General features: G+C 70.0%; 12 protein-coding genes. 5 read left to right on the forward strand and 7 right to left on the reverse strand.

The annotated features are described in order from the left end of the window. The first annotated feature begins 72 nt into the window (after window positions 1-72). A complete protein-coding gene (locus tag N1028_RS01405) occupies window positions 73-1,029 on the forward strand; it encodes an alpha/beta fold hydrolase (RefSeq protein WP_259524968.1) in 957 nt (318 codons plus the stop codon). Here the strand turns inward: N1028_RS01405 and N1028_RS01410 are convergent. After that, window positions 1,012-2,286 (reverse strand): ATP-binding protein, encoded by a 1,275-nt coding sequence (locus N1028_RS01410; protein ID WP_259524969.1) that lies wholly within the window; start codon window positions 2,284-2,286, stop codon window positions 1,012-1,014. The genes N1028_RS01405 and N1028_RS01410 overlap by 18 nt on opposite strands. A 185-nt stretch (window positions 2,287-2,471) precedes the next feature. Here N1028_RS01410 and N1028_RS01415 point away from each other — a divergent pair, with 185 nt between their 5' ends. Beyond that, window positions 2,472-3,905, forward strand: coding sequence for an XRE family transcriptional regulator (locus N1028_RS01415; protein WP_259524970.1), 1,434 nt, complete (start codon window positions 2,472-2,474; stop codon window positions 3,903-3,905). 7 nt (window positions 3,906-3,912) lie between these two features. Here N1028_RS01415 and N1028_RS01420 read toward each other — a convergent pair whose 3' ends face one another. Next, window positions 3,913-4,518 carry a TetR family transcriptional regulator gene (locus N1028_RS01420; RefSeq protein ID WP_259524971.1) on the reverse strand — a complete coding sequence of 202 codons (606 nt, stop codon included), beginning with the start codon at window positions 4,516-4,518 and terminating at the stop codon, window positions 3,913-3,915. An 85-nt stretch (window positions 4,519-4,603) separates the two neighbouring features. Between N1028_RS01420 and N1028_RS01425 the strand changes: the two genes are divergently transcribed. Further along, a complete protein-coding gene (locus N1028_RS01425) occupies window positions 4,604-5,314 on the forward strand; it encodes a GOLPH3/VPS74 family protein (RefSeq protein WP_259524972.1) in 711 nt (236 codons plus the stop codon). A 216-nt stretch (window positions 5,315-5,530) separates the two neighbouring features. On the opposite strand, the gene N1028_RS01430 is transcribed toward N1028_RS01425, so the two are convergent. Beyond that, window positions 5,531-6,031, reverse strand: coding sequence for a hypothetical protein (locus N1028_RS01430; RefSeq protein WP_259524973.1), 501 nt, complete (start codon window positions 6,029-6,031; stop codon window positions 5,531-5,533). A 559-nt stretch (window positions 6,032-6,590) separates the two neighbouring features. On the opposite strand from N1028_RS01430, the gene N1028_RS01435 reads away from it, so the two are divergent. Further along, complete coding sequence (locus tag N1028_RS01435; protein WP_259524974.1) at window positions 6,591-6,893, forward strand: hypothetical protein; 303 nt, start codon at window positions 6,591-6,593, stop codon at window positions 6,891-6,893. A 34-nt stretch (window positions 6,894-6,927) separates the two neighbouring features. Here N1028_RS01435 and N1028_RS01440 read toward each other — a convergent pair whose 3' ends face one another. Beyond that, on the reverse strand, window positions 6,928-7,950 hold the full coding sequence (locus tag N1028_RS01440; RefSeq protein ID WP_259524975.1) for an aldo/keto reductase: 1,023 nt from the start codon (window positions 7,948-7,950) through the stop codon (window positions 6,928-6,930). 92 nt (window positions 7,951-8,042) lie between these two features. Here N1028_RS01440 and N1028_RS01445 point away from each other — a divergent pair, with 92 nt between their 5' ends. Next, window positions 8,043-8,609 carry a TetR/AcrR family transcriptional regulator gene (locus N1028_RS01445; RefSeq protein WP_259524976.1) on the forward strand — a complete coding sequence of 189 codons (567 nt, stop codon included), beginning with the start codon at window positions 8,043-8,045 and terminating at the stop codon, window positions 8,607-8,609. On the opposite strand, the gene N1028_RS01450 is transcribed toward N1028_RS01445, so the two are convergent. The 3 genes from N1028_RS01450 to N1028_RS01460 form a co-directional block, all read right to left on the reverse strand. Beyond that, window positions 8,606-9,502 (reverse strand): CPBP family intramembrane glutamic endopeptidase, encoded by an 897-nt coding sequence (locus N1028_RS01450; RefSeq protein ID WP_259524977.1) that lies wholly within the window; start codon window positions 9,500-9,502, stop codon window positions 8,606-8,608. The two genes, N1028_RS01445 and N1028_RS01450, sit on opposite strands and share 4 nt — an antisense overlap. A gap of 41 nt (window positions 9,503-9,543) precedes the next feature. After that, on the reverse strand, window positions 9,544-10,434 hold the full coding sequence (locus N1028_RS01455; RefSeq protein ID WP_259524978.1) for a CPBP family intramembrane glutamic endopeptidase: 891 nt from the start codon (window positions 10,432-10,434) through the stop codon (window positions 9,544-9,546). Between the two features lie 110 nt (window positions 10,435-10,544). Next, window positions 10,545-13,337 (reverse strand): ATP-binding protein, encoded by a 2,793-nt coding sequence (locus tag N1028_RS01460; RefSeq protein ID WP_259524979.1) that lies wholly within the window; start codon window positions 13,335-13,337, stop codon window positions 10,545-10,547. Between the last annotated feature and the right edge of the window lie 56 nt (window positions 13,338-13,393).

The following is a 13,393-nucleotide window of genomic DNA, read 5'->3' on the forward strand; positions in this document are numbered from 1 at the left end:
AACCAAGTTGTCTAATCTGGAAAGACAACCTGGTTGTCGAACTCGCATCGTCAGCCGAACCGAGGAGAGATCATGACAGTCGTCCCACCCGCCGGCGCCACCATCACCGGCATCACGCATCACCGCACCCGCCTCAACGGGGTCGACCTGCACTACGTCACCGCAGGATCCACCGGCTCGACGGTGCTCCTCGTGCACGGCTGGCCCGAGACCTGGTGGGCCTTCCGCGCCCTGATCCCCCTGTTGGCGGAGAGCCACCACGTCGTCGCGGTCGACCTGAGGGGCTTCGGCGACTCCGGCATCGACGACCCGGACAACACCGACGACCCGGACAACACCGACGCCTCCGACTTCAGCGAGCAGGCCTTCGCCGACGACCTCCACGAGCTCGTGCAGCACCTGGGCGTCGGGCGCGTGCACCTCGTGGCCCAGGACATCAGCGGCGGCCTCGCCTTCCGCTTCGCGGCGACGCATCCGGATGAGGTGCAGAGCTTCACGGCGATCGAATCGTCCCTCGCCGGCTTCGGTCTCGAAGCGCTCGCCGACGTGAACGCCCACGGCTCGTGGCACGTCGGGTTCCTGGGAACGCCCGGCATCCCCTCCCTGCTCCTCCCTGGCCGCGAGCGCGAGCTCCTGGCCGAGTGGGCGTACCCGATGATGAACGCCACCGACGGCGCCATCCTCCCCACGGACATCGACGAGTTCCTGCGCACCTACTCACGACCCGGCGCGTGGCGGGGAACCGAGGGGCTCTACCGCTCGCTCTTCACCGACGACGGTGCCACGAAGGCTCTGGCGGAGGCGAGCCCGCTGACCGTCCCCGTGCTCACGATCGACGGCGCCAACGCCCCGTTCACGGAGCTGTCGTTCCGCCCGGTGGCGGCGGCGGACTTCACGGCGATCCGCATCGACGGCGTCGGCCACCTCGTGGCACAGGAGGCGCCGGCCGAGCTGGCCGAGGCGCTCCTCGGCTTCACGGGCCGCATCGACCGCGGCGACCGGATCGGTGGATCACACCCGCGCGAGTGACCGGATGTCGTCGAGGAAGAACTCCGCGTCGTCGCGCGACACCGTGGCCCGGGTGCCCGAGATCGCCGTGAGGTAGTGCTCGAGCTCCGGCCCGGCCGTCGACGGCACGGGCACGTCGGCGAAGAGGGCGGTCTCGAGCGCGGTCTGCGACGCCTTGCGGGCGGCGAACTCGATGTCGGCCGGCGAGAAGCCATCGGAGTGCTCCACCAGCGAGGCGACGTCCACATCTCGCGACGCCTCCGGCAGGTAGCGCGACCAGATGGAGGCGCGCGCCTGCGCATCCGGGAGCCCGATCGGGATGACGTAGTCGAAGCGACCGTGGCGGAGGAACGCCGTGTCGAGCGCACGGATGAAGTTGGTGGCACAGACGAGCAGCCGGTTGGGCTTGTCGCGGAAGGCGGGGATGATCTTGAGGAGCTCATTGGTGACCCCCTGCAGCGCTGAGGGCGGTTCGCCGCCGCGCTGCACCGCGATCTCCTCCACCTCGTCGATGAAGACGACGGCGTGCTCGAGGTCGTCGATCTTCACGAAGGTCTCGCGGAGCGCGCCGGCCAGCCCCGCCGGATCCGCGGCCAGGCGCGAGGGGAACACCTCCACGAACGACCACTCGAGCCGGGAGGCGATGGCCCGCGCGAAGGTGGTCTTGCCGGTGCCGGGCGGCCCGAACAGCACGACGGCGCTCGGCGGCACCACGCCGAACTGCGCGGCCAGGTCGGCGTTGGCGAGGGGCGCCACGAGCCGCCGTTCGAGCAGCTCCTTCTCGGCCTGCATGCCGCCGATCCCCTCCCACAGGTCGCGCGGCAGGATGCGCCCGCCGAGCTCCGAGAGCGTGTCGAGCTCCTTGCGCTGCACCGGCAGCTGGCGCTCGAAGTAGCGCAGGTTCTTCTTGGCCACGAAGCCCTGGTCGCTGAACGCGTCGGTGCGCACGGCAGACTCGGGGAGCAGCACCGAGAGCTTCTGCAGGCCTAGACCGGCCATCCGCTTCTCGAGTGCGGCGAGCATCCGCTTGCCCACTCCCCGGTCCTGCCACTCCACCTGGGTCGCCACGAACACGATCCAGCCCTGCGCGTGCGCCGCGCGACCCACGGCGGCACCGATCACGCGGTCGTCCTGCACCGCGACCACCGCGTGGTCCTCCTGGCAGGAGGAGATGACCTCGGAGAGGCCGTAGACGGGGTCGCTGTCGGTGCGGGTCTCCTCCCAGAGCCGCAGGACGGCGTCGATGTCCTCGGGGTGGAAGTCTCGGACGCGGAACATGGCGGTTCCTCCTCGGGTCGGTCGCGGTCGAAATGTCGCTGTCGTTCGACTCTGGTGCCGCTGTAGGCGTTCTTCAGACGCGATACGGCTAGAAATTTTTCGCTTCTTCTGTTTTCAGAAAGATCAGGCGATGAAACACTGCGTGTGTGCCCGATTCGCCTCTCACCCCGCTCGATGATGAGTGCATGCTCGATTCCCTCACCATCGGCCGCCGCATCCGCCAGCTGCGCACGGAGCGCGGCCTCACCCTCGACGCTCTCGGCACGGCCATCGGGCGAGCGCCCTCCCAGGTCTCGGTGATCGAGAACGGCAAGCGCGAGCTCAAGCTCGGCGAACTGCAGCGCTTCGCGACGGTGTTCGACATCAGCGTCGACCAGCTGCTCTCGGCCGAGCCGCCGTCACGGCGCGCCGCACTCGAGATCGCGCTCGAGCGAGCGCAGCGGGGTCCGCTCTTCGCCACCCTCAGCCTGCCGCCGCTGCCGGTGCGCAAATCGCTCTCCGACGAGGCGATCGAGACCATCCTGGGCCTGCACCGCGAGCTCGAGCGCGTGCACAACGAGCGCGCGGCCACGCCGGAGGAGGCGCGGCGGGCGAACACGTCGCTCCGGAAGGCGATGCGCGAGCGCCACAACTACTTCGCCGACCTGGAGCAGACGGCGGCGGCGCTGCACGCGGCCGTCGGGCACACGGGTGGCCCGCTGTCGCAGCGCGTGGCCTCCGACCTGGCATCGCACCTCGGCTTCACCCTGCACTACGTGGGCGACCTCCCCGGGTCGACCCGCTCGGTCACCGACCTCCGCAACGGCCGCATCTACGTGCCGCTCGGTCAGTCACCGGATGCCGACCCGCGCTCGGTCGTGCTGCAGGCGCTCTCGTCGCACGTGCTGCAGCTCGGCGAGCCGCACGACTACGCCGAGTTCCTGCAGCAGAGGGTGCAGACGAACTACCTCGCGGCCGCCCTCCTCATCCCCGAGAAAGGCGCCGTCGACATCCTCTCGGCGGCGAAGGATGCGCGCGAGCTGTCGGTCGAGGATCTGCGGGATGCGTTCGGCGTGAGCTACGAGACGGCGGCGCACCGCTTCACGAACCTCGCCACCCAGCACCTCGGCATCCCGGTGCACTTCCTCAAGGTGCACGAGTCCGGCACCATCTCGAAGGCCTACGAGAACGACAGCGTGATGTTCCCGACGGACGCGCTGGGTGCGGTCGAGGGACAGACCGTCTGCCGTTTCTGGAGCGCCCGCCGGGTGTTCGACGTCGAGGACCGCTTCAGCCCCTACCACCAGTTCACCGACAAGCCGGCGGGCACCTACTGGTGCACGTCGCGCATCCAGCCCTCGGCCCGCGGCCAGTTCTCGGTCTCGGTGGGCACGGCGTTCGCGCACGCGAAGTGGTTCCGCGGCCGCGACACCCCCCACCGCTTCCACTCGGGATGCCCCGACGAGTCGTGCTGCCGTCGCCCGCCGACCGCACTCGCCACCCGTTGGTCGGGGCACGCGTATCCGAGCGCCCGGCTCAACTCCTCGCTGCACGCGGCGATGCCCACGTCGGGCTTCACGGGGGTCGACTCGACAGAGGTCTTCGAGTTCCTGGAACGCCACGCCCCGGCGGCACCGTAGTCGGGTTCTACCGCGCCGGGCGAGCCGTGGCGGGGAGGTCGAAGACCGCGTCCACGGCGAAAGCGAGCGTGGCCGCCTGGTCTTCCAGGTACGCGGCGCGGTGCGGCAGGGCGCGTTCGATCGAGAGGCCGTCGACCACGGTGAGGAGAAGGTGCGTGCGCCTCGCGGTGTCACCTGGCGCCAGCGCCCCCTCTGCCTCGAGGATCGCCAGCCAGGCTCCGACCCGGCGCTCCGCCTGGGCCACGATCACGTCGTAGCCGGCGCGCGCATCCGGGGTCGTGTCGGGTCCAGGAAAGGCGCGGAAGATGCTCTGCCAGACCTCGAAAGAGTCGGCATCGGTGGTGCCGAGGGGTTCGAACAGGCGCCAGAGGCACTCCCTCAGCCGTTCGCGGGGCGGCACCGAGGTGTCACGGATGCGCTCGTCGGGCATGGCCGCGTCATAGGTGGCGGTGAGGGCGGCGTTGATGAGGTCGCGCTGGGTCGGGAAGTAGTGGCGCAGGGTGCTCGCCCCGACTCCGGCGTGCGCTGCGACGGCTCGCACGCTCAGCCGGTCTGCGCCGTCGCGCATCATCGCCGTCACCGAGGCGAGGATGCGATCGCGTGTGCTCTCCATGGATTCGAACCTCCGGCGTCGAGTCTATTCGGTGGGTCGACGGTTTTAGTACACCGTGCTAGTACAGTGTGCTAATGTGGTCGACATGACTTCAGGGAACGCAGCTCAGAGCGCCGGCACCATCTCCGGCAGCGATCGCTTGATCGCCGAAGATGTCCTCCTCGCGCTGTTCCAGCCGTCGTCGGGCACGATCGCCGGGGAGAACACCCTCTTCTACGTGCTCGGCGGCGCCGTGCTGACCGATCTGGCTCAGCAGGGGCGGGTGGACATCCGCGACGCCGGCCTGCGGGGCACGATGATCAGCGCTGCCGGCAAGCGCCCCGATGACGAACTGCTCCGCCCCGCCTGGGACTCCGTGGCCGAGAAGCCGCGCGGCGTGCAGAGCGTTCTCGCGTCGAGCGGACCGACCTTGCGTGGTCCCCTGCTCGATCGGCTGGTCGCGCGGGGCGACCTCGACCGCACGAAGAAGAAGGTGCTCGGATTCATCCCTGCGACCGACCTCAGCGAGGGCCGCTCCGGCCGCCGCGCCGGGCTGATCGACGACATGCGCGCCGTGCTCGTCGATGGCGAAGCCCCCTCCGAGCGCCTCGGCGCGATCACCGCGCTCGTCTCGGCGAGCGGCGGCTTGCCCGTTCTGCACCCCGAGATCCCCTGGTCCGGCGACACCGCCACCCGAGCGAAGGCACTGGAACGCGGCGACTGGGCGGCGGACGCGGCTGCGGCCGCCGTCACGCGCACCATGACCGCCGTCGTCACGAACGCGCTCGTGGCGGCCGTGGTGGTCTCGAACCGCTGATCCCCCTCCACCGACCTCGCGCTGCGCCACCTCGCGCGCAGTGCAACGCGGTGGCCGGGGCGATCTCGGCGGTGCCGCGCGCGGCCAGCACCGCGTCGGCTCTCATCGGCTTCAGCCAGTTCGCCCTCGCCTGCATCAGCACGGCGCCCGGTCGCAATCGGCCCGGCTCGACGCGAGAATCCAGGGGTAGGCGGTGGCCATCCGCTCAGCTCCCACTCATTCCTCACCGAGGCACGACCCGAAGTCGACCCCGGCTTCCGCGAGCGCCATCACCTTCTCATGCCGTGTCTCCGGGACGGCGAGTCCGTTCTCGCGGAGACAGGCATCGAGCAGCGCTCCATCGGCCAGCTCGTCCTGATGAGCGACCTGCCACGACTCGTCCACGTCCCTGAACTCCGTCTGGTAGCAGCGAGCGTCCGTCCCGTCGTCGGTCGCCTCCGCCAGGTACCGGGCATCGATGATCGTTCCGCTGTCATCCAAGACGTCGACCGCATAGCCGCTCTCGGCCATACACGCCTGGAACCGGGCGAAGCCGGCACGGTACTCAGCGCGGTCGACCACCCCGTCCGCCATTGCCTCCGCCTGGTCCGCGGAGGCCGAGTACTCGGGGCTCGTCGCCTCGTCCGCGACCGCCGCGGTATTCGCGCATCCAGACAGCCCCGCAGCGACGAGCCCGAGGGCTCCCGCTACGACGATCGAACACTTCCTGATTTGCATCTGCTCTTCTCCTCTTCACGTCGTGGATCTTCAGGTGGCAAACGGCCAGCCGCCGGAGAAGCCCCAGGCTTTGTATCCGCAGTCATGCAGAGCTCCGAGGACAGTGCCGCCGGGATGGTGCGTGACTATGCCCTCAGCGGACTTCCACACCGTTGTGTAGGTCGGGCCCCCGGGATACGCCTTGTACCGGACCTGAACCCTCGCAGTGCCGCAACCGAGCTTCGGGTTCGGGTTCGTCGGCGAGGCAGTCTGCCCGCCCAGTGCCTGCGAACTCTTGCCCGTGACAGTCAGACCCTGCGTGCAGTTCTTGTAGCTGGTCCCGGTCGCGGTAGCTGTGCCGCTCCCTACGATCTGGAGACCGATCACTAGCGTCAGTGCGCAACCCACGGCCGCCAGACGTCGAGTGAATTGGCCCTCTCGCACATTCATCGCGTTCCTTTCCCGGGTGTATTTCACCCGACGCCCAAACGGTAGATCCGGTCAAAGTACTTGTCTATAAGTAATTGAGTACTACTCAAATTGTGCTCTCCGACTCCCCACTTCGGGCGGAGTGACGGCCGTGGGCCTGACGTTCCGCGAGGATGGGTACGTGGGAGTAGACGATTCGTTCGAGGTCGAGTCCCGGTGGAAAGAGCAGGTCTTCTACTGGGAGGGTCAACGCGGGTTCCTGTTCGACGCCGGGTGGGGTGTCTCGCCGCCCGTGCTCTACGTGCCGCCGGCCGATGAGTGGGATGCGTGCACGCCGCTATGGATGCACGGACGGCGAGACCTCATCCTGTTGCGGCTCGAAACGCACTCCCGTCACCGGATCGCGGAGGGGCCGTACCCGCGCTCGCAGGGGGGACTCACGCGCGAGGTGTGAGCGGCGGCGGACACCCTCGGCCACACTGCGAGTGCTACCGCGCAGACCTCGCCGAGGCGGGCCGCCGCCGCAGCGCTGCATCCTCGACCTCGGGCCCGCGGTACACCATGTCCATCGCCCCGATGCTCTCGCCGGGCGGAACGATGGCGTCGATGCGGTCGAGGATCTCGTCCGAGAGCGAGACATCGGCGCCGGCGAGGGTGTCCTCGAGCTGCTCCATGGTGCGCGGCCCCGCGATCGCCGAGGTGACGCCCGGATGCGCGATCGTGAACGCCATCGCCAGGTGCGTCAGCGCGATGCCGACCTCCTGCGACAGCGCGACGAGCTCTTCGATGGCGGCGAGCCGGCGGTCATCACGGAAGTGCCGCATCCCGGTGCCGGCCCGGAAGGTGTCGTTGGCCTGGCCAGCGCGGTACTTGCCCGTCAGCGCACCGCCGGCCAGCGGGCTGTAGACGAGCGCGCCCATCCCGTACCGCTGGGCGACGGGCAGGATCTCCCGCTCGATCTCGCGGTCGAGGATGGAGTAGTTCGGCTGCTCGGTGCGGAATCGTTCGAAGCCGCGGCGCTCGGAGACCCACTGCGCCTCGACGATCTCGGATCCGCGCATCGACGACGTGCCGATCGCCCGCACCTTGCCCTGCCGCACGAGGTCGGTGAGTGCCGAGAGCGTCTCGTCGATGTCGGCCTCGGGGTCGGGCCGGTGCAGCTGGTAGAGGTCGATGTGGTCGGTGCGGAGGTTGCGGAGTGAGCGTTCGACGGCCTGCATGATCCAGCGACGGGAGGCGCCGCGGTGGTTGACGTCGTCGTCGACGGGGCCCCAGAACTTCGTGGCGAGCACGACGTGGTCGCGCCGCCCGGCGAGCGCCTCACCCACCACCTGTTCGGAGTCGCCGTAGCGGTCGGCGGTGTCGATGAAGTTGATGCCGGCGTCGAGGGCGCGGTGGATGATCCGCACGCCCTCCTGCCGGTCGGGATTGCCGAACGAGCCGAGCATCATGGCGCCCAGTGCATACGGCGTCACCGTGATTCCGGTGCGGCCGAGGGTTCGATACTGCATGGGGTCCTCCTGTTAGGATCGAATACGGAACACCGTTCCGCTACGTAGATCACTATACGGAACAATGTTCCGCTTAAGCAAGGGGCGTCTGTGTGACCGCATCGACCGGACCGCGCAAGGTGCGAGCGGATGCCCGCCAGAACCTCGACGCCCTCCTCACCGCAGCGCGCACGGTGTTCGCCCGCTCCGGGGTGGATGCGCCGGCTCGCGAGATCGCCGCGGAGGCGGGTGTGGGCGTCGGCACCCTCTACCGGCACTTCCCCAACCGCGCCGAACTCGTGGCGGCCGTCTTCACCACCGAGATCGACGCGACGGCGGCAGCCGCGGCCGAGCTGCTGGCTTCGCACCCGCCCAAGGACGCGCTCGACCTCTGGATCACCCGCTTCACCCGCTTCGTCGCCACCAAGCAGGGCCTGTCGGCGGCGCTGCGCTCAGGTGATCCGGCGTACGACGCCCTCCCCGCGCTCCTCACCGGCACACTGGGCCCGGCCCTCACCGCGTTGCTCGACGCAGCCGCGGCGGCAGGCGACATCCGCAACGACGTCGACCCCCTCGAACTCCTCCAGGCGGTCGGCGACCTCAGCCACCGAGCCCCCTCCCCCGACGGCTCGCCGAACCCGATGGTTCGCCTCCTGCTCGACGGCCTCCGCATCCGCTAGTCGATGGTGGTGCCCGACCGGCGCGTGCGGATCGCCACGACGACGACGGCGCCGATGATCAGGGGGATGGGAATGAGCGCGGTGACGTCGACAGCGCCGGCGGAGCGGTCGGTCGCCACGGTCGGATCGACCTGGAGCGCCGCGTCGATCACGAACTGGGTGGTGTTGAACACGGCGTGCAGCACGATGGCGATCTCGAGCCCGCCGGTGCGCCAGGTGATCCACGCGGTGCCCGCCCCGAACACGACGAACCAGATGTTCAGGAATCCGCTCGTCGAGACGTGCACCAGCGCGAAGAGCACGCTGGAGATGACGATGGCCAGCACGAGACCGAGGCGGGCATTGCGCGTCCAGCTGCCCACGACCCGCATGATGAGCCCGCGGAAGCCGTACTCCTCGCCTGCGGCCTGGAGCGGCGTCAGCACGAGCGCCGTGGCCACCAGGAAGAGCGTGTCGTGCCACGACCAGGTCGTCTGGGGCAGGGGCGTCCAGTAGTACACGATCTGGACCACGACGGTCACCGGCAGCAGCACCACGAGAGCTCGCCCGAAGAGGTCGAACCGGAAGCGCCCGAGCACCGACGACAGCGAACCGCCCCGCACGCCGTAGAGCCAGCGCTGGATGAGCATGCTCCACGGGATCAGGAGGGCCACAGCGAACGCGCCGGCGGCATTGACGAGCGGGGTGTACCCCGCCCGGCTCTCCGTGCCGATCACCCCGTCGACGAGGGTCGCCGCGATCGCGAGCGTGAAGATGAAGAACTGCATGCCGCCGAGCAGGAGGAGGATCGCCAGGATGCCTCGCCCCACACGGCGCTTGTCGCTCACGAGTCCGCGGTGGTACTCGACGGGCGTGGGTGGATGGTTCATGGTGGTCTCGCTCTCGACTCTCATGCGTGTGTCCTGGCAGTGCACACTCTGTGGCGGCGACAAGGTCAAGGCCGTCGGCGGCGCTCGATCAGCCAGACGGCGATCACGACGGCGACATTCATGACCATCAGGATGATCAGGGACGGGCCAGGGCCTGCGCCGACGGCACGATCGATGGTCGCCGCGCCACCGTCGGCGAACACGGCGTTGACGATTCCGGCGATGACGTTGTTCGAGACGTGGAACGCGATCGCGGCCTCGAGCCCGCCGCTGAGGAGCCCCATGATCACGGTGCACGCCGAGAACACGAAGAGGTAGCTCACCAGCCACGGGTCGAGCGACACGTGGACGACCGCGAACAGCGCTCCCGAGACGACGATGCCGAGCGCGATCGCCGGGCGCACGGCGCGGAACCATGAGGCCGCTGCCGGAACGACCACACCCCGGAACGCGACTTCCTCACCCGCGGCTTGCAGCGGAGTGGCCAGCAGGGTCACCAGGATGACGACGATCGTCGTGGTGCTGATGTCGAGCGCGCCCCACCCCGTCGATCCTGGTGCGATGAGTGCGGTGGCGAGCACGCTGAGCCCGACCAGCACGGCCGAGGCCACGAGATAGGCCCCCAGGCGGCGCTTGTCGAAAGTGCGGTCGCGCCGGAAGACGCTCCGCCACGAGACCTTCGCCAGCCGAGCCACCAGCACCGTGGCGACCAGCGCCGTGATGGCCGTGCTGACACCCGCGGCGAGGATCGCGAGCGGGGTCAGCCGAGGCATCCGTGGATCTGGGGGACCTTCGACGAGGACGACGATCTGGAACACCAGGATCTGCACGACGAGCAGCAGCAGGGGCACGGCGACGAGCACGATGAGCGACTTCCAGCGCGCCATGCGGAAGTGCACGCCGAAGGGTCGGTCGGTGAGGTCGATCGCGGGTGCGGTCGGGGGTGCGGGTGTCATGGGGGTCTCCTACGGACTCGTCGGCATCGTTCGTACGCGCTCGGAGCGCACCCACGAGTGCACACCGTGTGCCAGCAACAGGGTCAAGAAGGCGTGCGGCGGTGCCCGAGTCAGAGGAGTTCGAGGTCGCGGAGCTGGCGGCGCGAGGTGATGCCGAGCTTGCGGAAGATGCTGCGCAGGTGGGCGTCGATGGTGCGCGGACTCAGGAAGAGCTGCGCCGCCACTTCGCGAGAGGTCGCCCCGGTGGCGACGAGCCGGGCGATCTGCACCTCGTGCTCGGTGAGGCCGTCCGAGGGCTGGGAGGAGCGTTTCCGCGGGTTCTGACCGGTAGCGCGCAGCTCCCGGGCGGCACGAGCAGCGAAAGCCTCAGCGCCCATCGTCGAGAGGAGTTCGTGGGCGGTGCGGAGCTGTTCGCGGGCAGCCTGACGCTGCCCCTCTCTCCGCAGCCATTCTCCGTAGACCAGGTGCGTGCGCGCGAGGTGGCCTCCCATTCCGGAGGCTCCGAGACGGCGGATCGCCTCGCGGTAGTCGTCGTCGATGGCGCCTCTGCTGCCACCTGAGCCCGTGAGCGCCCGGGAGCGTGCAGCGAGGCCGAGACCCCAGTCGCTGCCGCTCCCCCGAGCGCGGGCGCCCAGTTCCTCCGACGCGGCGGCGGCCCGCTCGGGCTGATCCGCTCGCGCGGCGGCCTCGACCAGCTCGGGGAGGGAGATGGCACTGATGGAGAGCTCTCCCATCGCGCTCGCCCGCGCCGCGGCCTCCGCCGCATCGCCGTAGCGGCCGAGGCCGTTGAGCAGCACCGCCCGCGCGTAGTACGCCGTGGCCGCCTCGGCGCCTTCCCGAGGGCGGTCGCCGCGTCGGGAGGTGGCTTCGAGGAGCCGCTGCGCATCCGTCTCCTGACCGCGCCAGGCGTTCAGGATGAGCCTGGCGTGCCGAAGGGGTACGGCTCCGGTCGCCGCTGTGATGGCCTCGCCCTCCGCCACCAGCTCGATCGCCTGCGGGATCTCACCGGTGAGCACGTGCCGCCCTGCTCGTGCCGCCAGCGCCCCGGGGAGCGTGGCGAGTGCGCCTGCCTCGCGCGCGAGCACGACATTGCGATCGGCCAGCACCCGGCTGCGTTCGGCATCGAAGACCCCGGTCGCGGCGCGCGTCGCCAGCCACAGCCAGCGACGACTGCCCATCTGGCCGAGCGCCTCCCCGTCGAAACCGCGGTGGAGGAACGCCTCGAGAGCCTTCACTACGGCTGGTGCGCCCTCCTCGTATCCGCGCGTGTACATGCCCACGAGACCGTCGAGCAGCAGGTCGGGCGGTCGGGGAGGGTCGGACGGCTCGGGTGCCGCCCGGGCCGCCTCCGCGACATCCTGAACCCCTCGCAGGTGATCGACCGAGCCGATGATCATGGCCGCGTCGAGCGCGTGCAGGTAGGTCTCACGGGACAACGGGGCGTCGAGCGGCGCGAGAGTCGCGGCAGCATCGAGCAGCATGACCGGCACGTGGCTCCCCTGGGTGAGGTGGAACGCGATGCGGGCACGGAGCAGCTCGAGCCGTGCTCGCTGCAGGTCGTCCAGCGGGCCGGCCTCCGCGACCTCCAGCAGCTGCGCCGCGGCCTCCGCTGCACCCGCATCGAGCTTCGCGTGCGCCGCTGCGAGAGCACGCCGAGCACGAGGGGCGGGATCGGAGGTGAGCTCCATCGCGTGCTGCAGAAAGGCGGCCGCCGCCGCGACACCGCCGCGGGCGCGTGTGCGTTCAGCCGTGCTCTCCAGTTCGGCGGCCACATCGTCGTCGGTGCCCAGAACCGCCTGTGCGCGGTGCCAGGCACGCCGATCGGGGGCGGCCAGGGGGTCGGTGGCGTCGGCCAGGGCCCGGTGCGCGGCTCGTCGGTCGCCGGGGGTGGCGGCACGGTACACGGCCGAACGCACGAGCGGGTGCCGGAACCGCACACTCGAGTCGATCTCCACCAGTCCCGAGGCTTCAGCCGGCCCTGCCGCCCCTCTCGGCAGTCCCACCTGGTCGGCCGCGCGCCACAGCAGCTCCGCGTCGCCGGTCGGGTCGGCGGCAGCGAGCAGCATCAGCGTCCGGGAGGCAGGTGCCAGACCGGCCGATCGCCGTTCGAAGGTCTCCTCGATGCGCCGCGGGACCGTGCGCACATCAGGCAGCTCGAAGCCCCCCGCCAAGCGGGTCGCGACAGCGCTCCGCGGCAGTTCGAGCAACGCCAGCGGGTTGCCGCGTGCTTCGGCGACGATGCGGTCGCGCACGTGTTCGTCGAGCGGGGCGCGGATGCCGTCGTCGAGCAGTGTGCGCGCGTCAGCGTCGCCGAGTCCCGTCAGCCGCAGCTCGGGCGCGAGGTCGGCGAACACATCGATCTCGCCGAGGCCCGGGTCTCGTCGCGCGAAGACCAGCGCCACCCCCTCGGCCGCGACCCGCCGGGCGACGAAGGCGAATATCTGTGCCGACGCCGGATCGAGCCACTGCGCATCGTCGACGAGACACAGCAGCGGCCGCTCGCCGGCGACCTCGGCCAGCAGGTTCAGAGTGGCCAGGCCGACCAGGAACCTGTCGGGCGCGTCGCCGCCGCGAAGACCGAGGGCCACGCCGAGTGCAGCCTGCTGCGGGCCGGGCAGGGCGTCCACTCGGTCGAGCATCGACGCCACCAATTGATGCAGAGCTGCGAAGGCGAACTGCGTCTCCGACTCGATACCGCAGATCGCCGCGACCTGAAACCCCCGGCGACGTGCCGACTCGCGGACGTCGTCGAGCAGCGCGCTCTTCCCGATCCCCGCCTCCCCGCGCACCACGACGGATCCGCTCTGACCGGCGTGCGCCTCGGCGAGCAGTCGCTCCAGGGCCGCGCGCTCGGCGTGCCGACCCAGGAGTTCCACCAGTTCGCTCCCTCTCGAGGTCGACATCGTCTCCTTCAGGGTAGCGACCGTCGGCGCACGAAGCGGCTAGGTGATCTTCACCG

The organism is Herbiconiux oxytropis, assembly GCF_024979315.1.
GTDB classification, from domain to species: domain Bacteria; phylum Actinomycetota; class Actinomycetes; order Actinomycetales; family Microbacteriaceae; genus Herbiconiux; species Herbiconiux oxytropis.

Bases quoted from the DNA above. Each gene is read 5' to 3' on its own strand.
- N1028_RS01405 (WP_259524968.1), top strand. From the start codon at position 73: ATGACAGTCGTCCCACCCGCCGGCGCCACCATCACCGGCATCACGCAT.
- N1028_RS01410 (WP_259524969.1), bottom strand. From the start codon at position 2,286: ATGTTCCGCGTCCGAGACTTCCACCCCGAGGACATCGACGCCGTCCTG.
- N1028_RS01415 (WP_259524970.1), top strand. From the start codon at position 2,472: ATGCTCGATTCCCTCACCATCGGCCGCCGCATCCGCCAGCTGCGCACG.
- N1028_RS01420 (WP_259524971.1), bottom strand. From the start codon at position 4,518: ATGGAGAGCACACGCGATCGCATCCTCGCCTCGGTGACGGCGATGATG.
- N1028_RS01425 (WP_259524972.1), top strand. From the start codon at position 4,604: ATGACTTCAGGGAACGCAGCTCAGAGCGCCGGCACCATCTCCGGCAGC.
- N1028_RS01430 (WP_259524973.1), bottom strand. From the start codon at position 6,031: ATGCAAATCAGGAAGTGTTCGATCGTCGTAGCGGGAGCCCTCGGGCTC.
- N1028_RS01440 (WP_259524975.1), bottom strand. From the start codon at position 7,950: ATGCAGTATCGAACCCTCGGCCGCACCGGAATCACGGTGACGCCGTAT.
- N1028_RS01450 (WP_259524977.1), bottom strand. From the start codon at position 9,502: ATGAGAGTCGAGAGCGAGACCACCATGAACCATCCACCCACGCCCGTC.
- N1028_RS01455 (WP_259524978.1), bottom strand. From the start codon at position 10,434: ATGACACCCGCACCCCCGACCGCACCCGCGATCGACCTCACCGACCGA.
- N1028_RS01460 (WP_259524979.1), bottom strand. From the start codon at position 13,337: ATGTCGACCTCGAGAGGGAGCGAACTGGTGGAACTCCTGGGTCGGCAC.